Annotated in this window: 26 protein-coding genes; 12 read left to right on the top strand and 14 right to left on the bottom strand. The window is 68.8% G+C overall.

The features are described from left to right. Positions 1-47: 47 nt before the first annotated feature. A complete protein-coding gene (gene glgA / locus ACFULV_RS02580) occupies positions 48-1,214 on the top strand; it encodes a glycogen synthase (protein ID WP_378652453.1) in 1,167 nt (388 codons plus the stop codon). 1 nt (position 1,215) lies between these two features. On the opposite strand, the gene ACFULV_RS02575 is transcribed toward glgA, so the two are convergent. From ACFULV_RS02575 to ACFULV_RS02535, 9 genes are all read right to left on the bottom strand, one after another. Continuing rightward, positions 1,216-2,046, bottom strand: coding sequence for a putative RNA methyltransferase (locus ACFULV_RS02575; protein ID WP_378652450.1), 831 nt, complete (start codon positions 2,044-2,046; stop codon positions 1,216-1,218). Then, positions 2,043-2,210, bottom strand: coding sequence for a DUF3117 domain-containing protein (locus tag ACFULV_RS02570; protein WP_011211259.1), 168 nt, complete (start codon positions 2,208-2,210; stop codon positions 2,043-2,045). The genes ACFULV_RS02575 and ACFULV_RS02570 overlap by 4 nt, the downstream gene beginning before the upstream one ends. Positions 2,211-2,316: 106 nt before the next feature. Then, positions 2,317-2,949, bottom strand: a complete 633-nt coding sequence (locus ACFULV_RS02565) for a DNA-3-methyladenine glycosylase I (RefSeq protein ID WP_378638268.1) — start codon at positions 2,947-2,949, stop codon at positions 2,317-2,319. Next, positions 2,946-3,266, bottom strand: a complete 321-nt coding sequence (locus tag ACFULV_RS02560) for a DivIVA domain-containing protein (RefSeq protein WP_378638270.1) — start codon at positions 3,264-3,266, stop codon at positions 2,946-2,948. Before ACFULV_RS02560 ends, ACFULV_RS02565 begins: the two co-directional genes overlap by 4 nt. 119 nt (positions 3,267-3,385) lie before the next feature. Beyond that, positions 3,386-4,522 carry an Mrp/NBP35 family ATP-binding protein gene (locus ACFULV_RS02555; RefSeq protein ID WP_378638272.1) on the bottom strand — a complete coding sequence of 379 codons (1,137 nt, stop codon included), beginning with the start codon at positions 4,520-4,522 and terminating at the stop codon, positions 3,386-3,388. Between the two features lie 72 nt (positions 4,523-4,594). Beyond that, a complete protein-coding gene (locus ACFULV_RS02550) occupies positions 4,595-5,458 on the bottom strand; it encodes a lytic transglycosylase domain-containing protein (protein WP_378652262.1) in 864 nt (287 codons plus the stop codon). A gap of 96 nt (positions 5,459-5,554) precedes the next feature. After that, complete coding sequence (locus ACFULV_RS02545; RefSeq protein WP_378652260.1) at positions 5,555-6,919, bottom strand: lytic transglycosylase domain-containing protein; 1,365 nt, start codon at positions 6,917-6,919, stop codon at positions 5,555-5,557. A 111-nt stretch (positions 6,920-7,030) separates the two neighbouring features. Further along, positions 7,031-7,621 carry a DUF1003 domain-containing protein gene (locus ACFULV_RS02540; RefSeq protein ID WP_378638278.1) on the bottom strand — a complete coding sequence of 197 codons (591 nt, stop codon included), beginning with the start codon at positions 7,619-7,621 and terminating at the stop codon, positions 7,031-7,033. Continuing rightward, positions 7,618-8,916, bottom strand: a complete 1,299-nt coding sequence (locus ACFULV_RS02535; RefSeq protein ID WP_378638280.1) for a magnesium transporter MgtE N-terminal domain-containing protein — start codon at positions 8,914-8,916, stop codon at positions 7,618-7,620. The genes ACFULV_RS02540 and ACFULV_RS02535 overlap by 4 nt, the downstream gene beginning before the upstream one ends. A gap of 52 nt (positions 8,917-8,968) precedes the next feature. Here ACFULV_RS02535 and ACFULV_RS02530 point away from each other — a divergent pair, with 52 nt between their 5' ends. The 3 genes from ACFULV_RS02530 to ACFULV_RS02520 all read left to right on the top strand — a co-directional run bounded on the left by ACFULV_RS02530 (position 8,969) and on the right by ACFULV_RS02520 (position 11,045). Continuing rightward, positions 8,969-9,898 (top strand): HpcH/HpaI aldolase/citrate lyase family protein, encoded by a 930-nt coding sequence (locus ACFULV_RS02530; RefSeq protein ID WP_378638443.1) that lies wholly within the window; start codon positions 8,969-8,971, stop codon positions 9,896-9,898. 66 nt (positions 9,899-9,964) lie between these two features. Beyond that, positions 9,965-10,459 (top strand): general stress protein, encoded by a 495-nt coding sequence (locus tag ACFULV_RS02525; protein WP_056813349.1) that lies wholly within the window; start codon positions 9,965-9,967, stop codon positions 10,457-10,459. 4 nt (positions 10,460-10,463) lie between these two features. Next, positions 10,464-11,045, top strand: coding sequence for a suppressor of fused domain protein (locus ACFULV_RS02520; RefSeq protein ID WP_378638282.1), 582 nt, complete (start codon positions 10,464-10,466; stop codon positions 11,043-11,045). On the opposite strand, the gene ACFULV_RS02515 is transcribed toward ACFULV_RS02520, so the two are convergent. After that, positions 11,042-12,130 (bottom strand): magnesium and cobalt transport protein CorA, encoded by a 1,089-nt coding sequence (locus ACFULV_RS02515; protein ID WP_378652447.1) that lies wholly within the window; start codon positions 12,128-12,130, stop codon positions 11,042-11,044. The genes ACFULV_RS02520 and ACFULV_RS02515 overlap by 4 nt on opposite strands. A 67-nt stretch (positions 12,131-12,197) precedes the next feature. On the opposite strand from ACFULV_RS02515, the gene ACFULV_RS02510 reads away from it, so the two are divergent. The 5 genes from ACFULV_RS02510 to ACFULV_RS02490 all read left to right on the top strand — a co-directional run bounded on the left by ACFULV_RS02510 (position 12,198) and on the right by ACFULV_RS02490 (position 16,849). Further along, positions 12,198-13,052: a PHP domain-containing protein gene (locus ACFULV_RS02510; RefSeq protein WP_378638284.1), complete on the top strand. Its 855-nt coding sequence runs from the start codon at positions 12,198-12,200 to the stop codon at positions 13,050-13,052. Continuing rightward, positions 13,049-13,315 carry a hypothetical protein gene (locus ACFULV_RS02505; protein ID WP_378638286.1) on the top strand — a complete coding sequence of 89 codons (267 nt, stop codon included), beginning with the start codon at positions 13,049-13,051 and terminating at the stop codon, positions 13,313-13,315. The genes ACFULV_RS02510 and ACFULV_RS02505 overlap by 4 nt, the downstream gene beginning before the upstream one ends. A gap of 51 nt (positions 13,316-13,366) precedes the next feature. After that, entirely contained in the window at positions 13,367-14,923 is a 1,557-nt protein-coding gene (locus ACFULV_RS02500) for an FAD-binding protein (protein ID WP_378652256.1), read from the top strand. Positions 14,924-15,347: 424 nt separating this feature from the next. Continuing rightward, positions 15,348-16,568, top strand: a complete 1,221-nt coding sequence (locus ACFULV_RS02495) for an NADP-dependent malic enzyme (RefSeq protein WP_378638290.1) — start codon at positions 15,348-15,350, stop codon at positions 16,566-16,568. A 71-nt stretch (positions 16,569-16,639) separates the two neighbouring features. After that, positions 16,640-16,849, top strand: a complete 210-nt coding sequence (locus tag ACFULV_RS02490) for a ribbon-helix-helix protein, CopG family (protein WP_378638292.1) — start codon at positions 16,640-16,642, stop codon at positions 16,847-16,849. Here the strand turns inward: ACFULV_RS02490 and ACFULV_RS02485 are convergent. The 4 genes from ACFULV_RS02485 to ACFULV_RS02470 are packed head-to-tail and all read right to left on the bottom strand — an operon-like array spanning position 16,832 to position 20,298. After that, positions 16,832-17,536 carry an ABC transporter permease gene (locus tag ACFULV_RS02485; RefSeq protein WP_378638295.1) on the bottom strand — a complete coding sequence of 235 codons (705 nt, stop codon included), beginning with the start codon at positions 17,534-17,536 and terminating at the stop codon, positions 16,832-16,834. The genes ACFULV_RS02490 and ACFULV_RS02485 overlap by 18 nt on opposite strands. Further along, positions 17,533-18,192 (bottom strand): ABC transporter permease, encoded by a 660-nt coding sequence (locus tag ACFULV_RS02480; RefSeq protein WP_378652254.1) that lies wholly within the window; start codon positions 18,190-18,192, stop codon positions 17,533-17,535. Before ACFULV_RS02480 ends, ACFULV_RS02485 begins: the two co-directional genes overlap by 4 nt. Then, on the bottom strand, positions 18,189-19,337 hold the full coding sequence (locus tag ACFULV_RS02475) for an ABC transporter ATP-binding protein (protein ID WP_378652252.1): 1,149 nt from the start codon (positions 19,335-19,337) through the stop codon (positions 18,189-18,191). The genes ACFULV_RS02480 and ACFULV_RS02475 overlap by 4 nt, the downstream gene beginning before the upstream one ends. A 28-nt stretch (positions 19,338-19,365) precedes the next feature. Next, the gene (locus ACFULV_RS02470) at positions 19,366-20,298 is read right to left on the bottom strand and encodes an ABC transporter substrate-binding protein (RefSeq protein ID WP_378652445.1); all 933 of its coding nucleotides are present in this window, start codon (positions 20,296-20,298) and stop codon (positions 19,366-19,368) included. Between the two features lie 199 nt (positions 20,299-20,497). Between ACFULV_RS02470 and ACFULV_RS02465 the strand changes: the two genes are divergently transcribed. From ACFULV_RS02465 to ACFULV_RS02455, 3 genes are all read left to right on the top strand, one after another. Beyond that, positions 20,498-21,106, top strand: a complete 609-nt coding sequence (locus ACFULV_RS02465) for a hypothetical protein (protein ID WP_378652249.1) — start codon at positions 20,498-20,500, stop codon at positions 21,104-21,106. A 189-nt stretch (positions 21,107-21,295) separates the two neighbouring features. After that, the gene (locus ACFULV_RS02460) at positions 21,296-21,952 is read left to right on the top strand and encodes a PadR family transcriptional regulator (protein ID WP_378652247.1); all 657 of its coding nucleotides are present in this window, start codon (positions 21,296-21,298) and stop codon (positions 21,950-21,952) included. A gap of 28 nt (positions 21,953-21,980) precedes the next feature. Then, a complete protein-coding gene (locus ACFULV_RS02455; protein WP_378652244.1) occupies positions 21,981-23,453 on the top strand; it encodes a DHA2 family efflux MFS transporter permease subunit in 1,473 nt (490 codons plus the stop codon). Positions 23,454-23,490: the final 37 nt, after the last annotated feature.

Here is a 23,490-nt window from a genome sequence, read left to right as displayed (position 1 = left end):
GACCGGTGAGTGATGGCACCGACAGCGAGCAGACTCCAGCGCAACCGCTGCGGGTGGCGATGCTGACCCGGGAATATCCCCCCGAGGTGTACGGCGGTGCGGGAGTACATGTCACCGAACTCACTTCCCGATTGCGTGAGCTCTGTGACGTCACCGTGCACTGCATGGGCGCGCCGCGCGCCGGTGCGGTGGTGCATCGCCCCGACCCCGAGCTGTACGCCGCCAACGCCGCGTTGCAGATGATGTCGGCGCAGCTGCGGATGGCCGACGCGGCGGGCGGCGTGGACGTGGTGCATTCGCACACCTGGTACGCGGGCCTGGCCGGTCATCTCGCCGCCATGCTGTACGGGATCCCCCATGTGCTCACCGCGCATTCGCTGGAACCGCGCAGGCCGTGGAAGGCCGAGCAGCTCGGTGGCGGGTACCGGCTGTCGTCGTGGTCGGAACGCAACGCGATGGAGAACGCCGACGCGGTGATCGCGGTCAGCGAAGGCATGCGCCACGATGTGCTCGACGCCTATCCCGCGATCGACCCCGATCGAGTTCATGTGGTGCACAACGGTATCGACGCGAGCGTGTGGCACCCCGGCCCGCCCGCCGCCGACGAGGCGCCGGTGCTCGAGCGGCTCGGCGTGCGCGCCGACCTGCCGATCGTGTCCTTCGTCGGGCGGATCACCCGGCAGAAGGGCGTCGGGCACCTGCTCGCCGCGGCCGCCTCGTTCGCCCCGGACATCCAGGTGGTGCTGTGCGCGGGTGCGGCCGATACCAAGGAACTCGAGGTGGAGGTCGCCGCCGCCGTCGACGGATTGCAGCGGCAGCGCGGCAACGTCTTCTGGGTGAAGGAGATGCTCCCCGCCGAGCAGGTCCGCCAGATCCTGTCCGCCTCGTCGGTCTTCGTGTGCCCGTCGGTGTACGAACCGCTGGGCATCGTGAATCTGGAGGCGATGGCGTGCGCGACCGCCGTCGTGGCCTCGGACGTCGGCGGGATTCCGGAGGTGGTCGACGACGGGGTCACCGGGCGCCTGGTGCACTACGACCCCGAGGAGACCGGGGAGTACGAGCGCGGGCTCGCCGCCGCGGTGAACGAGGTCGCGGGGGATCCGGCGTTGGCCGTGCGCTACGGCGAGGCCGGGCGGGCGAGGGCGATCGCGGAGTTCGACTGGGCGCGGATCGCCGAGCACACGCTCGACGTGTACCGGAGTGTGTTGCGTTAGGTCAGCGGTTCGGCAGATAGGTCGACACGGTGACCGACGCCGTCACCTCGGTGATGTCCGGCAGTGCCGCGATGCGTGGATCGTCGGCGGATGTGCGGTGGAAGGCCGACGGGCCCATCGCGACGACATGGGTGACATCGGTGCGAGACAGCTTCATCGGGAACTCGACGAGGGTGTGCTCGGCACGGGCGAACGCGCCCGCGAGCGAGTCGGCCAGGCGCCGGTCCTTGTCCGGGTCGACGCCCACCATGCCGAGGGGGCCGATCAGCTCGCCCAGATGACGCGTCGTGGGAGCGACGACGACGAAGCGTCCGCCGGGCGCGAGGACGCGGGCGACCTCGGCGGGGTTGCGCGGGGCGAACACCGACAGCACGCCGGTGACGGCATCGTCGCGCAGTGGCAGGCCGCGCCAGGCGTCAGCGAGTACGGAGGCCGCGCGAAGGTGCGCGCGGGCGGCTCGACGGGCGGCGGGCTTGGCCACATCCAAGGCGATGCCGAAAGCATCGGAGTGCGCGTCGAGCACGTCGGCGAGGTAGTAGCCCGTGCCCGCCCCGATTTCGAGCACCGTCGCGACGGTGCCGAAGGCACGAGCGATCGCCGCGGCGATCGGGGCGAAATGACCCGCACCCTGGAAAGCGGCGCGGGCGTCGAGCATGTCGGCGGTGTCGCCGGTCATTTTCGTCGATGCGCCGGTCAGCAGTCCGACATAGCCCTGGCGGGCGATGTCGAAGCTGTGACCGGTGCCGCATCGCAGCGCACGATCGTGCGGTTGCAGCTCGTCGCCGCACTCCGGGCAGGCCAGAAGTGCGGCGACCTCGGTCAGCGCATTCAGCTGGTGACGCTCTTCAGTTCGTCACCGAGCGCCGCAGCCTCGTCCGGTGTGAGTTCGACGACCAGACGCCCGCCACCCTCGAGTGGAACCCGCATGACGATTCCACGACCTTCCTTGGTTGCTTCGAGGGGACCGTCCCCGGTACGGGGCTTCATGGCCGCCATCCTCTGCTCCCTCCAGATCTGCGCGGTGGTTCTGCGCACTGTTTTCTCGTCTGCCGGTTGTCGCCAACCAGCGGGCTCGCCGGGTGTTCGGCGGGCCACACCGGTCCTATTCTTCCCTATTGCCGTCGCGGGCGGACACCTGAGTGCGAAATGTGACTGCGGAGTCGGTTCCGTTCGGTACCGCTGCCACCCAGCAAACATCCAGGTGATCGTCCACCATGCCGGTTGCCTGCATGAGGGCATACGCCGTCGTCGGGCCGACGAAAGCGAACCCTCGGCGCTTCAATTCCTTTGCCAGAGCAATGGATTCGGGTGTGGTGGCGGGCACATTCTCGATCGAGGTCGGCCGTGGGCGTGGCGCGGGTGCGAACGACCACAGCAGCTCGTCCAGGCTCACCGGCAGGTCGCGAGCAACCCGGGCGTTGTTGATCACCGCGTCGATCTTGGCGCGGTTGCGCACGATGCCCGCGTCGGCCAGCAGCCGCGCGCGGTCGTGATCGTCGAATTCGGCGACCTTCGCGATCTCGAAACCGGCGAACGCACTGCGGAAGGCGGGCCGTTTACGCAGGACGGTGATCCAGGCCAGGCCGGACTGGAAGGCCTCGAGGCAGAGCCGTTCGAACATGGCGTCGTCACCGTGCAGGGGCTGACCCCATTCGGTGTCGTGGTAATCGCGGTACAGCTGCGAGCCGGTCGACCAGTCGCAGCGCACGAGGCCGTCGTCGGCGAGCTCGCTCACCCGCGATCCTGGCCCGCCGCCACCTGCGCCTGCCACTGCCGAGCCTGCGCCAGCTCGAACTCGAGTTCGTCGATCCGCTCGGCCAGCCTGCCCAGCGCCCAGTCGACCTCGCCGGCCTTGTACCCGCGCACCACCTGCTGGAATCGCAACGCCCGCACATCGGCCCCCGTGACGCCGTCGGCGGGCAGCACGGTAGCGGTGGTCCCCTCGGGTAAGGGCCCGAGCTCCTCGGACCGCCCGAATACCGCACTGGCGACGAGGAACAGCATCGCCGCGACCAACCCGACGATGAGCACGTAAAGCAGCAGCGTCAGCATGAAGCTCCTCCGCCTCTCCGCGTATTCGAGCCGGACTCGTGTGCGGACTTGCGCGCCGTTGGCGACCGACGGTTCTCGAGGTCGTCAGGTTTGCGCGTACCCGGTGAGTTACCCATGTTCTACAGGTGTCGAGTGGTATCGATGCCGAGGGACATGCCCGCGAGGCCACGCTTGCGGACGGCGAGTTTGTCGGCGATACCGAGCAGGGCGACGGCGGCGGGGTTCGCCGGGTCGGCGAGCACGATCGGGTTGCCGTCGTCGCCGCCTTCGCGCAGGGCCTGCTCGATCGGGACCTGGCCGAGCAGCGGCACATTCGAGCCGACGGCGCGGGTGAGGCGGTCGGCGACGACCTGGCCGCCGCCGGAGCCGTAGAGCTCCATGCGTGAACCATCCGGCAGGTCGAGCCAGGACATGTTCTCCACGACCCCGGCGATGCGCTGGCGGGTCTGCAGGGCGATCGCACCCGCACGCTCGGCCACCTCGGCGGCGGCGATCTGCGGGGTGGTGACGACCAGGATCTCGGCGCTCGGGATGAGCTGGGCGAGGGAGATCGCGACGTCGCCGGTGCCGGGCGGCAGGTCGAGCAGCAGCACGTCCAGGTCGCCCCAGAACACGTCGGCGAGGAACTGCTGCAGCGCGCGGTGCAGCATCGGACCGCGCCACACCACGGGGGTGTTGCCCTGGGTGAACTGCGCGATCGAGATCATCTTCACGTCGTGCGCCACCGGCGGCATGATCATCCGCTCGACCTGGGTGGGCTTGGCGTCGGAGCCGAGCATGCGCGGGATGGAGTGGCCGTAGATATCGGCGTCGAGCACACCGACCGACAGTCCACGCTGGGCCAGCGCGACGGCGAGGTTGGCGGTGACGCTGGACTTGCCGACGCCACCCTTACCGGAAGCCACCGCGTAGACGCGGGTCAGTGAACCGGGCTGGGCGAACGGAATGACGGGCTCGGCCGAATCGCCGCGCAGCGACTTGCGCAGCTCGGTGCGCTGCTCATCGCTCATCACATCGAGATCGACGGTCACCGCCCCCGCGCCGTTGACGTCTGCGACGGCCTTGGTGACCCGCTGGATGATCTCGGTGCGCAACGGGCACCCGGAGGTGGTCAGGTAGATCTCGATGTGCACATCACCGCTGTCGGCGATGGCGATGGACTTGACCATCCCCAACTCGGTGATCGGTTTGCGGATCTCCGGGTCGTCGACCTTCGCGAGCGCCGCCCGCACATCCGCTTCCGTAATCACTGACATACCCCCGATGTTATGCGCCCCCGGATCGGTCGACGATCCGGGGACGACAGTCGCCGGCCGGTAGGCCGCTTCCTAGTGGATTCGGGGGAGGTCCTGGGGCTTGGGGGCGAGGCCGCTGGAGTAGGAACCCGACCAGGCCATCACGTTGGCGACGTAGGCCATCGAGTTGTTGTAGCGCAGGATCGCCTTCGACTGCTGGGAGAGGTCGCGCATGTTCAGGCCACCGTCGCACAGGTAGCGGCCCGCGGTGAGGGCCGCGTCGAAGAGGTTCTGGGGGTCGGCGATGCCGTCGGCGTTGCCGTCGGCGGCGTAGCGGTGCCAGGTCTCGGGCAGGAACTGCATCGGGCCGATGGCGCGGTCGTAGCCGCCGAGGCCGTCGAGCTCGCCGCCGTCGGTGTCGTGGATGACATTGTTGCCGGAGAGGCTGCCGTCGAGGACGGGCCCGTAGACCGCCTTGATCGGGTTGCCCTGCGCGTCGGCCTTGCCGTAGGCGTGGGTGGATTCGACGCGGCCGATGCCCGCCAGCAGCGACCAGGACATTCCGCAGTTCGGATTCTCCACGGCCAGTTGCTGTTCGGCGGTCTGATAAGCGGCGACGGCGATGCCAGGAATACCGAGCGGGCCCGCGGGCATATCGGCGGACGCGCGATCGTCCGGCAGTGCAACGGTTTTCACGACCGGCGCGGCCGAGGGCGACTGGCGCGCTTCCGCGTGGACGACCTCGGCGATGTCGGCCTGAGGCGACGAGACCAGATCGGCCGTGGCCTCCGGCTCGGCGCCGGGCAGCAGGTCGTGCTCGACAGCTGCGTTGGTTGCCGGGGTCGCCTCGGTGGCGGCCGCGGTCACGGCTACCAATCCAGCGGGGACCAATCCGGTCAGTGCGATGAGCGAGCTACGGCGAACTGTCGTAGCAGGCTGTTTCCGATGACGACCCACTGTGTGGTGCCCTCCTCAACCGTGTTGGATGAGAAGAGATTACCGCACCCGAGACCTTTTTGTTACCCCTCCGTGATCTGTATTTCGGTTTGATTTCTACGGGGCCGGTGCAGGGGCGGGCGGCAGCGGGATGACGATGCCGAACGGCAGCGTGATGCCGGGCTGCTGGGTGGGCGCCACCGGCGCGGGCTCGGCGGGTGCGGGCTCCTCGGCCGGGGCGACACCCGGTTCCGGTGTCTTCTCCGGTGTGGTGGGTGCGGGGGTCTCCGTGGGGGCGACCGCCGCCGGGGTGCACGCGGCGGGCTCGACCACCGGCTGCTCGGGTGCGGCCGGATCCTTCGGCGCCGCAGCGCCGTAGGTCTGCTCGGCGGGCTTGTCGGCGGGCTGCTGCTCGGGTGCGAGCGGGTTCGGCATCTCCGCGGGCAGCGGCTCGCTCACACACGTCTCGGGCGGCGCGACCGGCGCCGGGCAGAAGATCCCGCAGGGGATCGGCGGCAGGCCGGGCAGCGTGATCATCACCTGCGTCGGCGTGGTGACCTTCGGCGTCGCCGGGGTGGGCGTGGTGGTGGACGTGGGGGTGTTGGTCGAGGCCGCCAGCACATTGGGCGCCACCAGCGGACCGCTACCCGGCGGGATGATCTCCGGCGAGATGGCCACCTGACTCGGCGCGCCGCCGGTCCGGTACGCCGCCGACCAGCTCAGCACGTTGGCCGCATAGGACATCGAGTTGTTGTAGCGCAGAACCGCCCGCAGCTCCTGGGCCGCCTCGCGCAGGTTCATGCCACCCGAGCAGAGGTACTTGCCCGCGGCCAGCGCCGCGTCGAAGACATTGTGCGGGTCCGAGGCGCCGTCGCCGTTGCCGTCGGCGGCGTAGTGCGCCCAGGTGCTCGGCAGGAACTGCATGGGGCCGAGGGCTCGCACGAAACCGCCGTCGGCTTCCTTGATCACCTCGTTGCCGGGCAGGGTGCCGTCGAGGGCGGGGCCGAAGATCGGCGTCGTCGTCGTACCGGCGGGGTCGGTGCGGCCACTGCTGGCGTGCCCGGATTCGATCCGGCCGATGCCCGCGAGCAGGTTCCAGGTGAGCCCGCAGCCCGGCTGCGCGGATTCCATGGCCAGCTCGGCGTTGCGGTAGGCGGCGAGCACGATCTCCGGGATGCCGAGCGCGCCGCTGCCCGTGGGCAGCGAAATGCTTTGCAGCGGAACTGTTCCCGCGAAGGGTGCGGCGGTGTTGGCGTTGAGTGCGCGCAACCGGCGCGGCGCCTCCTGCGCGACCGGCAGCAGGCCGACGATCTCGGACGGATCGGTTTCGGGGGTGTCCTCGGCGGTGCTCGCCGTGGCCGCCAGCAGGGCCTCCGGTGCGGTCGGCGCGGTGCTCGGGTCGCTGGTGTGCACCCCGGACCCGGAGGCGACAAGACCTGCGACTACAAGGGCCGACATCGTTATCGGAGCAGAAATTCGCACGGCCACACCCTTTTCGTCGAAAAGCGGCAGGCCGCAGAGTCCCCCTCCGGCCCACCCGGAACAACGTGATCCAGGTTACCTACCGGTCAGGAAGTTGTTGAGCATTTCCGGTCATGCATCTGGAGCACCAGGCGAAATCGGGGCGGAAGAGGCCGTTTGACCGGAGGTTTTCTTGCGGACTGCTTTTCGCTTTTTGTCCGGCTTCGGCGCGCCGTCGGGCGTGGTGACCGCATCGATGCGGTCGAGCACGTCCTTGATCTCCTCCAGTTCACGCCGCAGGTAGTCGCGGGTGGCGACCTCGCCCACCGCCAGACGCAGTGAGGCGAGTTCGCGGGCGAGGAACTCGGTATCGGCCTTGGTCTGCGCGGCCCGGGTCCGGTCCTCTTCGAGCGAGACCTTGTCCCTGTTGTCCTGACGGTTCTGCGCCAGCAGGATCAGCGGCGCCGCGTAGGCGGCCTGAGTGGAGAAGGCCAGGTTGAGCAAGATGAACGGGTACGGATCCCAGCGCAGCGCCACCGCGAACACATTGATCAGGATCCACACGATCACGATCACCGTCTGGATCGCGAGATAGCGCCCGGTGCCGAGGAACCGGGCGACGCGCTCACTGGCCTGTGCGAAGGCGTCCGAATCCCAGTCGAAGCGGAAGCGCGACCCGACCGGCGTCTCCAAGCGTTGCCGCGCCGGATTCTTCTCACTCATGCCGTACTCCCGCTCGCCTCGACCTGCTGCAGCGCCGGGGGCTCTTCTTCTCGCCAATCCTCGGGCAGCAGATGATCGAGGACGTCGTCGACGGTCACCGCGCCGAGCAGGTGGTTCTCCGCGTCGACCACCGGCCCGCACACCAGGTTGTAGGTGGCGAAATAGCGGGTCACCGCCGAGAGCGGCAGGTCGGGTGACAGCGGCGCCAGGTCACTGTCGACGATCCCGCCCACCAGGTGCGCGGGCGGTTCCCGCAGCAGCTGCTGAATGTGTACACAGCCCAGGTAGCGGCCGGTCGGTGTGGCCGTGGGTGGTCGCACGACGAAGGCCATCGAGGCCAGCGCGGGCGTGAGGTCGGGGTCGCGGACCCGGGCCAGCGCTTCGGCGACGGTCGTCGCGGGCCCGAGGACGATCGGTTTCGGCGTCATCAGACCGCCCGCCGTGTCGGGGGAGTGCGCGAGCAGTCGGCGCACCGGCTCGGATTCCTCGGGATCCATCAGGGCCAACAGTGATTCGGCTTCGCTCTCGGGCAGTTCGCCGAGCAGGTCGGCGGCGTCGTCGGGGTCCATCGCCTCGAGCACGTCGGCGGCGCGGCGCACCTCGAGATGGCTGAGCAAGTCGACCTGGTCGTCATCGGGCAGTTCCTGGACCACGTCGGCGAGTCGTTCGTCGTTGAGGGCGATCGCCACCTCGATGCGCCGCTTCTCCGGCAGCTCACGCAATCGATGCGCGACATCGGCCGCGCGCAGTCCCTCGAACTGGGTGAGCAGGGTGGTCACGTCCTGGCCGGGCCGGTCCACTTCGGCGGGGGTGAGCCCGTCGACCTGTGACCACTCCACGACATGCACCGCGCGCCTGCGCCCGATCCGCCGATGTCCGCGCACCGCGACCCGGCTGACGATCCAATCTCTGGTCCTGGTCTGTTCGATACCCAGATCGGCGACCAGCACGTCGACGTCGGCCAGATCCGGCAGGTCCGGGTCGTTCACCCGCACCTGCGAGTCCACGATCTGTGCCATGGCCAGGAGCTCGCCGGCTCGCGGTGCGAAACGGCGCAGGCTCACGGTCCCGGTGTTGAGCGTCACCATGCCGGGTTCGATCGCGGTCACCCGCAGTATCGGTACGAAAATTCGCCGCCGGGTGAGCAATTCGACGACGAGCCCGTGCACCCGCGGCGGCTGGCGTGCGTTGCGGACGGCGACGACCACGTCGCGGACCCGGCCGATAGACTCCCCGTCCGGACCCAGCACCGTCAGGCCGGCGAGCCGGGCGACATACACCCTGGTGGTTGCCATGACCATCAGGCTATCGGTCGAGTACGGCCGCTCGAACCAGGAGGCGCTCCTCATGAAGCCACGTCGTTCGGTGCTCGCGGTGCCGGGTAGCAACCCGAAGATGATCGCGAAGGCGAAAACTCTGCCGGTCGACGAGGTGTTCCTCGATCTGGAGGACGCGGTCGCCCCCGGCGCCAAGGCGGCCGCGCGGGCGAATATCGTCGCCGCCCTGAACGAACCGGGCTGGGGTTCGCAGTTGCGGGTGGTGCGGGTCAACGACTGGTCGACCGAATGGACCTTCGCCGATGTGATCAGCGTGGTCGAGGGCGCGGGCAGCTGGCTCGACGCGATCCTGTTGCCCAAGGTCACCGACGCGGGTCAGGTGCGGGCGCTCGATCTGCTGCTCACCCAGGTGGAGAAGGCCAGCGGTCTCGAGGTCGGCCGGATCGGCATCGAACCGCAGATCGAGAACGCGCTGGGCCTGCGCAATATCGACGCCATCGCCACCGCCAGCCCGCGCGTGCAGACGCTGGTGTTCGGGCCCGCCGATTTCATGGCCAGTATCAATATGCGCACGCTGGTGGTGGGCGAGCAGCCGGAAGGCTACGACGTCGGCGACGCCTACCACCACATCCTGATGACCATCCTGCTCGCCGCTCGCGCACACGGGTTGCAGGCGATCGACGGTCCCTACCTGCAAATTCGCGATGTCGACGGTTTCCGCCGGGCCGCTGCCCGCACGGCCGCCCTGGGTTTCGACGGCAAGTGGGTGCTGCATCCCGGCCAGGTGGACGCGGCCAACGAGATCTTCAGTCCACGTCAGGCCGACTACGACCGCGCCGAGTTGATCTTGGAGACCTACGCCTTCCACACCTCCGAGGCCGGTGGCGCGCGTGGCGCTGTCATGTTGGGGGATGAGATGATCGACGAAGCGAGCGCCAAGATGGCTCAGGTTGTCGCCGACAAGGGGCGCGCCGCGGGGATGACGAGAACCGGCGCTTGATCCCCGCGGGGGTGAATGGCGCGTTTCACTGCGGCACAGTCGGTCGACGAATAGCAGAATAGGACTATGACGAATCCCTTGGGCAACTCGAATCGCGGGCGGCAGGCGTTGCCGACGCCGCCGTCGGGCTGGCCGGTCGGCTCGTATCCGACCTACGCGGAGGCGCAGCGCGCGGTCGACTACCTGGCCGACGGGCAGTTCCCGGTGCAGGACGTGACCATCGTCGGTGTCGATCTGATGCAGGTGGAGCGGGTGCTCTACCGGCTCACGTGGGGCAAGGTCATCGGCGGCGGCGTGGTGTCGGGTGCCTGGCTCGGCCTGTTCCTCGGTCTGCTGCTGAGCCTGTTCACGACCACCGGCGGTGCGCTCGGTCCGCTCGTCGTCGGCCTGCTCGGCGGCATCGTCTTCGGCGTCATCACCACGTCGATCCCGTACGCGGCCACCAAGGGCCAGCGCGACTTCGCCTCGACCATGCAGCTGGTCGCGGGCCGTTACGACGTGCTGTGCGATCCGAAGTCCGCCGAACAGGCCCGCGACATGCTTGCCAGATTGGCCCTGTAGCGCGATGGATGTGGAGAACACGGTCCGTGCCGCGGTGCTGGACCACTTCGATGTCGAACGCGCCCAGGTCGATTCGGCGTCGCTGACCTTCCTCGGGCTGGAACCCGTCGAGATCCTGCGTATTCCGGGCGACGGCGCGGTCCACTACGCGACGCTGGGCGGTTCCCGTCATCCGATGGGCGATCCGACCGATCTGCTCGCCGACCCGGTGCGCGGACCGCGCGCGGAACTGGTCCTGACGCTGTTGATGAGCGCCGACCCGCAGGTCGGGGTGGCCAAATCCCTCGGTGTGCTGGTCGCCTCGCCCGCCGTGGAAGGCGTTGTGCTGCAGGCCGACGCGCTACTCGATCTCGGAGAACCGCTGTGGCGCAACGCGAAGTTCACCGCGGTCGTGCTCGGTGAGAGCGATATTCCCGCGATCCCGCTGCCGGACCCTGCCGACCCGGTGCGCTACCTCAGCGTCACCCCGGTGACCGCGACCGAGGCCGCCTGGGTGCGTGTGCGCGGCGCCCAAGCGTTGCGCGACGCGTGGGCCGAAGCCGGGATCGACGTGCGTGATCCCGAGCGCGGCGCGGTGAATCTCTAGAGCCAGCCGTTTCGGCGGAAGCTGCGGAACAGCACCGCGCACAGCACTGCCATCACGATCAGCACCACGGGGTAGCCCCACACCTGGTGCAGCTCCCACATGTGGTCGAAGTTCATGCCGTACACGCCGGCGATCATCGTCGGTACCGCCGCCATCGCGGCATAGGCCGAGATCTTGCGCATGTCGGTGTTCTGCTGAACGCTGATCTTGGCCAGCGCGGCGTTGACCAACCCGCTGAGCGCTTCGTCGAAATAACTGATGTGATCGGAGACGCTGGCCTGGTGATCGGCCACGTCGCGCAGATAGCGACGGATCTCGGTCGGCACCGGTAAGTCGGTGTTGTTCACCAGCCGCTCCAGCGGAACCGCCAGCGGCGCGACCGCCCTTCGCAATTCCACCACTTCGCGTTTGAGCTGGTAGATCGAGCCGATGCCGATCTTCGAGGCGGGCGTGAACACCGCCTCTTCCATTTCGTCGATGTCGACGCCGACGGACTCGGTGACATCGACGTAGGTGTCCACGATGTGGTCGGCGACGGCGTGCAACACCGCGGTCGGCCCGTATTTCAGCTGCTCGGGCTGCTTTTCGAGCTCGTGGCGCACCGTGGACAGGTGGGTGTGTTCGCCGTGGCGCACCGTCACGGCGAAGCGCGGCCCGGTGAAGACCATGATGTCGCCGGTCTCCACGATCTCGCTGGTGGAGTCGATGTCGTGTTCGACGTAGCAGACCGTGCTCATCACCAGGAACAGGGTGTCGGCGTAGCGCTCGAGCTTGGGGCGTTGCCTGCCCTGCACCGCGTCCTCCACCGCCAGCGGGTGCAGGTCGAAGATCGAGGCGATGTCGTTCATCTGCCGCTCGTCCGGGTCGTGCAGGCCGATCCAGACGAATCCCGCATCGGTCCGCTCCGCCGCTGCCAGCGCCTGTTGCGGTGTGAAATGTCCCGGCTGCCGCTCGCCGTCGACGTAGACCCCGCAGTCGACGATCGCTCGCGCCGTCGGGACGGGGACCTGAGGTCGCGGTGTTTTCGTCGCGCGATTCGGCCCGTGAAACGACGGCATCGGCGGAAATGAGGGCACCGAGTGGATCCTACGGGCACGGTTCTCGCGTACCCGGGAACGCGCGGGACCCGACACCGCACTGTAAGACTGAGGTGTGCGCATCGACCTGCATACCCATTCCACCGCTTCCGACGGCACCGACACCCCCGCCGAACTGGTGCGGCATGCCGCGGCGGCCGGCCTCGACGTCGTCGCGATCACCGACCACGACACCACCGGTGGCTGGGCGGAGGCCGAGGCTGCCCGCCCCTCGGGACTCACCCTGGTGCGTGGCATGGAGATGTCGTGCACGGGCATGGGGGAAGACGGCTACCCGGTGCCGGTGCACCTGCTGGCGTATCTGTTCGACCCCACCGACCGCGGTTTCGCCGAGGAGCGCGAGCGGTTGCGCGGTGAGCGGGTGGCCAGAGTTCGGGCGATGGCCGAGAAGATGGCGGCCGACGGACTGCCGATCGATCCCGTCGATGTGATGGCGACCGCGGGTCCGGCGGTGGGCAGGCCGCATCTGGCGCAGGCACTGGTCGCGGCGGGCGTGGTCGAGAGCGTGAATGCCGCGTTCGTCGATCTGCTCGCTCCGCACGGGCCGTACTACGCCGAGAAGGCCGACACCCCGCTGCCGAGGGCCGTGCGGCTGATCGCGGCCGCGGGCGGGGTCAGCGTGATCGCCCATGCTCGCGCACGGAAGCGGGGCAGGCTGCTGGCGCTCGACGACATCAGGGAGCTGGCCGGGCTCGGCCTCGGCGGGCTCGAGATCGACCACCCGGATCACAGCGAAGCCGATCGCCTTGTGCTGACCGGGCTTTCGCGAGAACTGGGTCTGGTGCGCACCGGCTCGTCGGACTATCACGGCAGCAACAAGACCATCGAGATCGGCGCGTGTGGCACCGATCCCGATCAGTACGAAGCACTCATCGACAAGGCGAGCGGGACGCCGGTGATCGCCCCGTGACGCTGCTTCGTGCGGTCAGCGGCGTTGTCGCGGGTGGGGTTGTCGTGCTCTTGTGCGTGGTCGTCGGCGCGGCGGTGATCGGCTCGCGCCGCGACTTTCCCGGGCCGGGCGCGGAATCGCTGGCGTGGCATTTCGTGGCCGCGGTCGTGGTGGTCGTCGCGCAGGTCTTCGCCGACCGGCGCCGCGGCATGTCCACCCTGTTCGGGTCCGCGGCGGTCTTGGTCACGGCCGGTGTATTGCTTTGGACACAATGGTGGGGTTGACGGCCGCGTAATGGTTGCGGACGGGTGAACTGTGCCCGAATATTTCTCTTTGTGACCAGCATCGAAACGGATGTCTTGATCCTCGGCGGTGGACCCGCGGGGCTCTGGGCTGCCGTCTCGGCCGCGGCGACGGGCGCGCGGGTGGTGCTGGTCGACAAGAGCCGCTGTGGTTCCAGCGGTCCCACCGTGTACGGCACGACCGTGCTCTGGGATATCCCGCCCGGTCCTGGCCGCGCCGAGGCGGTCGAGAAGATGTTCGTTTCCGGCGGCGGGCTCGGTGATCGGGCCTGGCTACACCGCGTGGTCGACGAGACCCACCGGCGATTGCAGACCTGGTCGGGGACCCGCCATCGCGTGCCCGATCCGAACGGCGACCCGGCCCACGTGCACTTCGACGGCGCGAGCTACTTGCGCCGGCTGCGGCGCGGCGCGCTCGAGGCGGGCGTGCGCATCCTCGATCATCATCCGGCGCTGCAATTGCTGGTCGATCCGGCGGGCACCGTGGTCGGTGCGGCGGGGGTCCAGCGTCACAACAAGTTTCGGCCGTGGGCCATCCGGGCAGGTGCGGTCGTGGTCGCCACCGGTGGTTGCGCGTTCCTGTCCGGCGGTGCGGGCACCGAGGTGAGTACCGGCGAGGGCCTGCTGATGGCGGCAGAGGCAGGCGCCGAACTGTGCGGGATGGAGTTCTCCAGTGCCTACGGACTGGCGCCGGTGCTGTCGCGAGTACATCCGCATCCGGCGGTCGCGCCCGGGCTGTCGGTGCATTTCGCGGCCCTCTACGACGAAGCGGGCGTCGAACTGCCCGATCAGTACCCGGCGGCGCTCACCGCCATCGCGGACGGCCGGCGGGTGTTCGCGGCGCTGAGCGAGGTGCCCGACACCGTCCGGCACTGGCTGAGCAGGCACGGCGCGGTCGACGGCGCGGGCCGGGTACCCGTGCGAGCGGTTTTGGCGGGAACCATCCGTGGCGCGGGCGGGCTGGCCCTCGCCGATACCGATTGCTCGACGACGATCCGCGGCCTGTTCGGTGCCGGCGATGTGACCGGCCGGCAGCTCGTCACCGGGGCGGCGAGCGCCCGCGGCGGCCTCAACGGCGCCTGGGCGCTGGCCTCGGGCACCTGGGCGGGGCAGGGCGCCGCCGCGTTCGCGGTCGCCAACGAAAGGGCGAGCAGTGCGCGTCCGGTGCCGGGCGCGGGCCTCGGGCCGCACGCCCACATCGACCCACGGTCGGTGATCGGCCTGGTGCAGGAGCACACGTTGCCGCTGCGCCGCAGCTACCGGCGCAGCGCGGGCAGCCTCGGCGACAGCATCGCCGAACTGGACGCGATGTGGCCCGGCGCCCAGTTCGAATTGGGCGGCCTCGGGGTGGGGCAGCTGCGGGCACGCCAGGCGGCCGCGCTGCTCGCCGTCGCCCGGTGGGCGGGCTACAGCGCGCTCGTGCGTACCGAGAGTCGTGGTATCCACCGTCGCATCGACCACCCCGCCGCGCACTCGGACTGGCTGGTCCGGCTGCGCTGCGGTGGGCTCGACGATGTGTGGGTGCGCCGGGAGGAATGGCCGGAGCCGCTCGGTGGCGAGCTCACCGCGGCCACCCCCGCCACGGTGTGAAAGTTCACCGGATGTTCCCGCTGCGCTGCGAGTTTTCGCTTACGCCACGGCAATTCGACACGGCTACGCTCGACACATGACGCGGTTTGGCAATCAACGCATCGTGCTGGCAGAATGTTGCGGATTCCCTTCCCTTGCCACCGCCGGGTTCGGGGAAACATGGTGACCTTCCGCCGTGCGACGCACCGTCGCAGCGTTGGTCGACCCGTTTTGCTCGCCCGGACACACCCGTCCGGTTCCGCTCGGCGGATCAGTGCCGCGCCACGTGTACCGGTTGCCACCGCGAAACGCGTGCGGACGCGCACCCGATGAGCGTGATAGCGATCCAGCGTCGTAGCGATCCGGCGTCCCAGAAATTAGTAGTTCCGATATACCCGGCGGTAACCGTCCCCCGGTTGAGCCCGACTCGAGCAGGAGTGAAATCGTGTCACCTGTGACTGACGCACCGAATGCCACCGCGGCGCCCAAGGCCGATGACGCAGCGAGCCTCGCTGCGATCACCCAGGAGGAGATCTTCGCGGGTCACCTCGGTGGAAAGCTGTCTGTCGAGCTCAGCGCCCCCCTCGAGACCCAGCGCGACCTGTCCATCGCCTACACCCCCGGTGTCGCCCAGGTCAGCCGCGCCATCGCCGAGGACCCCGCGCTCACCAAGACCTACACCTGGACCGACCGGCTCGTGGTCGTGGTCAGCGACGGCACCGCCGTGCTCGGCCTCGGCGACATCGGCCCGCGCGCCTCGCTGCCCGTGATGGAGGGCAAGGCCGCGCTGTTCAAGAAGTTCGCCGGCCTGAACTCGATCCCGCTGGTGCTCGACACCACCGATCCCGACGAGATCGTCCAGACGCTGATCCACCTGCGTCCGAGCTTCGGCGCGGTGAACCTGGAAGACATCTCCGCCCCGCGCTGCTTCGAGATCGAGCGTCGCGTCATCGAGGCGCTGGACTGCCCGGTCATGCACGACGACCAGCACGGCACCGCCATCGTGGTGCTGGCCGCCCTCAAGGGTGCGGCCGCGGTGCAGGGCCGTGACATGTCCGGGCTGAAGGTTGTCGTCTCCGGCGCCGGTGCGGCCGGTGTGGCATGCGCGAACATCCTGATCGCCGCCGGCGTCCCCGATGTGGTCGTGCTCGACTCGAAGGGCATCGTCAGCACCGGTCGCGACGGCCTCAACGGTGTGAAGGCCGACCTGGCCGCCCGCTCCAACCCGCGCGGCCTGACCGGCGGCCCGGCCGACGCGCTCGCCGGCGCCGATGTGTTCCTCGGCCTGTCCGCGGGCACCATCCCCGAAGAGCTCATCGCCTCGATGGCGCCGGAGGCGATCGTGTTCGCCATGTCCAACCCGGACCCGGAGATCCACCCCGACGTGGCCGCCAAGTACGTGGCGATCGTGGCGACGGGCCGCAGCGACTTCCCGAACCAGATCAACAATGTGCTCGCCTTCCCCGGCGTGTTCAAGGGTGCGCTCGACGCCGGTGCCCGCCGGATCACCGAGGGCATGAAGGTCGCCGCCGCGAACGCCATCTTCGGCGTCGTCGCCGACGAGCTCGCCGTCGACAAGATCATCCCGAGCCCGCTCGATCCGCGCGTGGCTCCGGCAGTGGCCGAGGCCGTCGCCGAAGCAGCGCGCGCCGAGGGCGTCGCCTAGTTTCTCCCGGACAGGCGCCCCCGTTCCCACCGGAACGGGGGCGCTGTCGCGTTGTCTGGGATCATCGAACGATGACCACCATCACCGTGCAGCTTCCCGACGAGGTCGCCGAACAGCTCGCGGAGGCCGCGGCGGCCGCGGGCGTCTCGGTGAATGTGGCGATGGTGCAGGCAGCGCAGGAGTGGATTCACGCCAACGCTCAGCGCGCCCGGGAACGTGCCAGGATGCAGCAGGTGCTGGCCGACGACCCGCACCTGCGGGCGCTACTCGGCGACGACTGAGATCCGGGGGTCGGCCCCCGCGCGGGTGAGCCTGCCGGTGCCCGGGGTGCTCGCCCACACCGCCACCGCGAGCAGCCCGTCGAGCACCAGTGCCAGCACCGCGACCAGCAGCGCGCCCACCAGTACGAGGTCGTATCGGTAGAGCCCGATGCCGTCGAAGATGTAGCGGCCGAGCCCGCCCAGGTTGACATAGGCCGCGATGGTCGCGGTGGCGACGACTTGCAGAGTGGCGCCGCGCAACCCGCCGAGCAGCACCGGCATCGCGTTGGGCACCTCGACCCGGAACAGGATCTGGCGCTCGGTCATCCCCATCGCCCGCGAGGCGTCGACCACGTCGGCGGGCACATTCGCGATTCCCGCGTAGGCCCCCGCCAGCAGCGGTGGGATGCCGACGGTGATCAGCGCCAGCAGCGGCGGGATCAGCCCGAGCCCGAGTCCGAGCACCAGAAAGGTGAGCAGCCCCAGCGTCGGCAGCGCCCGCATGGCATTGGCGAAGCCGACCATCACGGCACTGCCGCGGCGCGTGTGCCCGATGATCGACCCGAGCGGCACCGCGATCACCGCCGACAGCGCCACCGCGAGGAAGCTGTACCACAGGTGTTGCAGCAGGCGATGTTCGATGCCGGTGGGTCCGCCCCAGTTAGCGCTGTCGCTCAGATAGTTCCAGGCTTCGACGAAGAGGTTCACGAGCGTGCCCCTGTCACGCGCGCGTCCGCCCTGGTCCACGGGGTTGCGAGGGTGCCGAGCAGGAACACCAGCCGATCGAAGATCAGCGCGAGCACCAGGGTCACGATGATGCCCGCGACGATCTGGTCGGGGTAATCGCGCTGGTAGCCCTGGGTGAACAGCTTCCCGAGCCCGCCGACTCCGATCAGCGCGCCGACCGACACCATCGCGATATTGGTGACCACGACTACGCGCAGAGAAGCGGTGAAAACCGGTAGCGCCAACGGCATGTCGACGGTGACGGTGCGCCGCAGCCGGCCGAACCCGATCGCGTCGGCGGCATCGATCACGCTGCCGGGCACCGTATCCAGTGCCATCGGCACCGCGATCAGCAGCAGCGCGGTCGAATACACGGTGAGCGCGATGATCACGTTGAGCGGGTCGATCATCGAGATGCCGACCAGCGGCGGAATGATCACGAACAGCGCGAGCGACGGGATGGTGTAGGCCAGGCTCGACGTCGTGGTGGTGATCCGCCGGGCCCAGCGGCTTCCGTGCACCAGCGCGCCGACCGGGACCGCGATCACCAGACCGAGCAGCAGGGGGACAAGTGCCAGTACCAGGTGGGTGCGGGTAATCGCCATGATGTCGGCGAAGTTGTCGATCAGGTATCTCACGAGGTGCCCTGGGTGAAGAACTCCTGATTGCGTTCGGAGTCTTCGGCTACCCGCTGTTCGGCGAGCTGGGTCAGCACATCGGTGGCGAGCAGCCCGCCGCGCACGGCGCCCGACTCGTCGACGGCGACGCCGATGCCCGAAGGCGAGGAGATCGCCGCGTCCAGGGCTTGCCGGAGGTCGCCGGTCGGGGTGAACAGGGAACCGCCCGCGGAAACACTGGAGGCCAAAGGTTTTCCGGCCCGCACCCGCTCTACGCCGGTGACGTCGATCCAGCCGCCCGGCTTGCCGAGCTCGTCGACGACGAGTGCCCATTCGCCCTGGGCGAGCCGCAATCCGGCGATGCCGTCCGGCTCGATCATCCGAATCGGCGCCAGCGCAACAGCTTCGGCGCTGCGAAACGACAGTCCGCGATACCCGCGATCCCTGCCGACGAACCCGGCGACGAAATCCGTGGCGGGCTGGGCCAAGACACGTTCCGGCGTGTCGTACTGCTGGAGCACCCCGCCGAGCCCGAACACCGCGATCTTGTCGCCGAGCGTGATCGCCTCGTCGATGTCGTGGGTGACGAACACGATCGTCTTGTGCAATTCGGACTGCAGCCGCCGCATCTCCGATTGCAGTTCCGCGCGCACCACCGGGTCGACCGCGCTGAACGGCTCGTCCATCAACAGCACCGGCGGGTCGGCGGCCAGCGCTCGCGCCACCCCGACTCGCTGCTGCTGGCCGCCGGACAGTTGCGCCGGATACCGTTCGGCCAGATCGCGATCCAGCCCGACCCGATCCATCACCTCCAGTGCGGCCGCGCGGGCAGCCTTGCGTGACTGCCCGAGCAGCATCGGCACGGTCGCCACGTTGTCGATCACCCTGCGGTTGGGCAGCAGCCCGCCGCTCTGGATCACATAGCCGATACCGAGGCGCAGTTTCACCGGATCGACCGTCGCGATGTCGCGTCCGTCGACGGTGATGGTGCCCGCGCTGGGGTCGACCATGCGATTGATCATGCGCATCGAGGTGGTCTTGCCGCAGCCGGACGGCCCGACGAACACGGTGAACGATCCCGAGTCGATGTGCAGGTTCAGATCGCGGACCGCGTGTGTGCCGTTCGGATAGGTCTTGTCGATACCGCGGAATTCGATGTCGGACAATGAGATTCTCCTCGAGGCGCGGGTTCGCCTAGCCGATGGGGGAGTTCAGCCCCTGGGCGGTGATCCAGGCGAGCGCGGCGGCCTTCGGTTCGATCTTGCTGTCGCCGGAGACGGCCGTGTTCAGCGAGATCAGTTCGGTGGTGGTGAGCTTGGCCGAGACCGCGTCGAGCACGGCGACGGCCTTGTCGGACTTCTTCGCGGCGTTGAACAGCGGGACCACGTTCTGCGCGGCGAAATTGTGCTTCGGATCGGCCAGCACGACCAGGTCGTTCTGCGCGATCGCCGGCGATGTGGTGAAGATGTCGGCCGCGGTGACCTGGCCCTCGACCAGCGCGCGCACCGTCGCGGGGCCGCCGCCGTCGGCGATCGGCACGAAGTTGGCGTCGGTGATGTCGAGGCCGTAGTTCTTCTTCAAGCCCGGCAGTCCGCCCGGGCGCTGGGCGAATTCGGCCATCCCGCCGAACTTCACCTCGGCCGAGTGCGGCGCGAGGTCGGCGATGGACTTCAAGTTCCACTTGTCGGCGGTGGCGCGGGTGACGACCACCGCGTCGGAGTCCTCGCCGGGGGCGGGCGTCGCGATGGCGAGGTCGTCGCCGAGTGCGGTGGTGAGCGCGGCGTTCACCTCGGGCGCGGCGGTGGCCGTGGCGTCTTTATCGAGGTATTGCAGCAGGTTGCCGGTGTATTCGGGGATGAGCGAGATCGCGCACTGGCGCAGCGCGGGGATGTAGGCCTCGCGCGAGCCGATGTCGAACTTGGTGTCGACCTTGAAGCCGTTGATCCGCAGCACCTCGGTGTAGATGTTGGCGACGGTCTCGGACTCGGGGAAGTTGGCCGACCCGATGATCAACGCGTCGCTTGTGCAATCACCCTTGGCGGCAAGGGGATCGTTGTTGCCGCAGGCGGAGGCGATCATGGCGGCGGCCAGCGCCACCGCGGCAACCAGTACCCGGCCCGCTCGCATCGCGAGGCGGCGTGCCGGTCGACGTTGTCCTGGCGATGAGGAGGCGAAGTCGGTTTTCACTGGTGTCCTTCCGGCAAAGGCGGGCAGTGCGCTGTGCGTGCGACCCGGGGGCCACAGGTACATTCTGGTAGTTCATACTGCCCGCCGTCGGGCCGAATTGCGCGGGTTGACGGCAAATACGGAAAGTTGGTGTCGCCGGATGTACTCGGTCGCTGTGCGTCGAACCGCCGCCGCGATCCTGGCCGCAGCCTGCGCTTTCACCACGATTTCCTGCGCCTCCGACGCCGCCGCCCCGGTGGTTGTGGTGGGTGGGAATTCGACGACGGAATCGGTTCTGCTCGCCGAGATCTATTCCCAAGCACTGGACCGCGCGGGCGCCGATTCCACCGTCATGACCGGATCGAGCACCCCCCTCGCCGATCTCGACGCGGGCCGCATCGCCGTCCTCCCCGCCCGCAACGGTGCCCTCGTGGATCTCTGGAACCCGGCCTCGCCCGCCCGCACGCCCGACGAGGTGGTCGCCGCGGTCAACTCGGCTCTGCCCCAGGGTATTTCGGTCTCCGACGCCGCGGACGGCACCGACCTGCGTCCCCGCGCGCAGCGCGGAGCGCCCGAGGGCGCCGCCCGCACCCAGAGCATCGTCGCCCTCTACCGCAGCGGCATCTTCGACCGCCAACAGCTGAAGAAGCTCAACTACGTGGCAGGCGAACTGACCACCGATGAGCTGGTCGATCTGATCCACGACATCGAAACCGGCACCCGCCCCGCCGACGCCGCCCGCTCCTGGCTCGACGCCCACGGCCTCTAGCGCCACTGCGCCTTATCGTCAGGCACCCCCAACAACCTTCCGAACTCTGTCATCACGGCAGGCAGTGTCGGTGGCTCTGTCGCGCGCTTGCCAGGCTATGTTCCGCTCCGTATATTCCTACTGGAATATTTGGTGTGGACTATAGTGCTGAGTGGAGGTGGCGGGGTGGGGCAGCCCGGGCGGAATGTGATGACGCCGTTGGCTATCGCGGTGCTCGGGTTGCTCGACGAGCGGCCGATGCATCCGTACGAGATGTATCAACTGCTGATCGCTCGGCGGGAGGATCTGCTGGTCAAGGTGCGGCCCGGGTCGCTGTATCACGTGGTGGCCCGGCTGGCCGACGACGAGATGGTGGCGGCGGAGGGGATCGGTCGGGCCGGGAACCGGCCAGAGCGGACCACCTATCGGATCACCGATTCCGGGCGGACCGCGCTGCGGGGGCGGATCGCTGACCTGCTGCGGACACCGGTGCAGGAATACCCGATCTTCCGGGTGGCGTTGGCCGAAGCACACACCCTTCCGCAAGAACAGGTCGTCGCCTTGCTCGACGAGCGCGTGGAGTACCTGACCCAGTCGCGGGCCGACATGGACGTGCTGCTCGACTGGACGCGCAGCCGTGCCATCCCGCGCCGCTATTTCGTTGTCCTGGAATACATTCGCGCCACCATCCACGCCGAGCTCGTGTGGATCGAAGATTTCGCCGCCGAACTCGGCAGCGGTGCCGTGCCGTGGGAGCAGTACGACCCCGGCACCGGCGAACGGATCACCGACGATCACATCCACGAATGGCCGAGTGGGGATTCCCCCGACGCCGCGCCCCGGCCCCGCTGGGCCGCCCGAAGCTGAATCCCTCTCCTCGATTGGAACGAATTCGATGACCACCCAACGCAATCCGTGGCTAGCGCTCTTCGCGCTGGTGGTCGGGTTCTTCATGATCCTGCTGGACATGACGATCGTCGCGGTCGCCAATCCGGCCATCATGACCGACCTCAGCACCGACATCTCCAACGTCATCTGGGTCACCAGTGCCTACCTGCTCACCTACGCGGTGCCGCTGCTGGTCACCGGTCGGCTCGGTGACAAGTTCGGGCCGAAGAACATCTACCTGATCGGCCTCGCGATCTTCACCGGTGCCTCGCTGTGGTGCGGCCTGTCCGGCAGCATCGGCATGCTGATCGCCGCCCGCGCCGCCCAGGGCATCGGCGCCGCGCTGATGACGCCGCAGACGATGGCCGTGATCACCCGCACCTTCGCGCCGGACAAGCGCGGCGCCGCGATGGGCCTGTGGGGTGGCGTCGCGGGGCTGGCGACGCTGATCGGCCCCATCCTCGGTGGCGTGCTGGTCGACAACCTCGGCTGGGAATGGATCTTCTTCGTCAACGTGCCGGTCGGCATCATCGCGTTCGGCCTGGCCGTGTGGCTGGTGCCCGCGCTGCCGACCAGCGACCACAAGTTCGACATCGTCGGTGTGATTCTCAGCGGAGTCGGCATGCTCGCCCTGGTTTTCGGTATCCAGGAGGGCAATTCGCAGGACTGGTCGCTGCGGATCTGGCTGCTGATCGGCTTCGGCGTGGTGATGCTGGTGGTGTTCGTGATCAACCAGGCGCGCAACAAGGGCGAACCGCTGGTGCCGCTGAGCCTGTTCCGGGACCGCAATTTCGCGCTGTCGAACCTGGCGATCGCCGCGATGGGCGCCGCGATCACCTCGATGATGGTGCCCTCGTACTTCTACCTGCAGGCGGTGCGCGAGATGTCGCCGACCATGTCGGCGCTGGTCTTCGCGCCGATGGCGATCATCACCGGTGTCACCGCGCCGTTCATCGGCAAGGTGTCGGACAAGCTGCCGCCCCGGCTGCTGCCGACGATCGGGTTCGTGCTGTTCGCCGGTTCGGTGGCGTCGTTCGGAGCGCTCATGAGCCCGGATTCGTCGCTCGTCTGGTTCCTGCTCGCCGCGGCCGTCGCGGGCTTGGCCAACGCCTGCATCTGGGCTCCGCTCGCCACGACCGCCACCCACAACCTGCCGGTCACCCAGGCGGGTGCGGGCGCCGGCATCTACAACACCACCCGCCAGGTCGGCTCGGTGCTCGGTAGCGCGGCGATCAGCGCCCTGATCGCCGCCCGCCTGACCGCCAACGGCCTCGGCGGTGGCGGCCCGGTCGGCGAGGGCGCGGCCACCGGTCCCCTCCCGCCGCAGATCATCGACGAATTCAGCACCGCGCTGGCCCAGTCGATGATCCTGCCCGCCGCCATCCTGCTGATCGGCGTCGTCGCCTCGGCGCTGTTCGTGGGCCACGGCAAGTCCGCCGGAAACGCTCCCGCGCGGGAGAAAGCCGACGCTTCGGCCTGATCGCGAGTGCCGAGTCGCCTGCCCGTCACGTGCGAAC

Origin of the sequence: Nocardia sp. NPDC057272, from assembly GCF_042668615.1 — a bacterium.
Lineage (GTDB): Bacteria > Actinomycetota > Actinomycetes > Mycobacteriales > Mycobacteriaceae > Nocardia.
The sequence above is the reverse complement of the archived record's forward strand: the minus strand, read 5'-3'. Positions and strand labels throughout refer to the sequence as shown.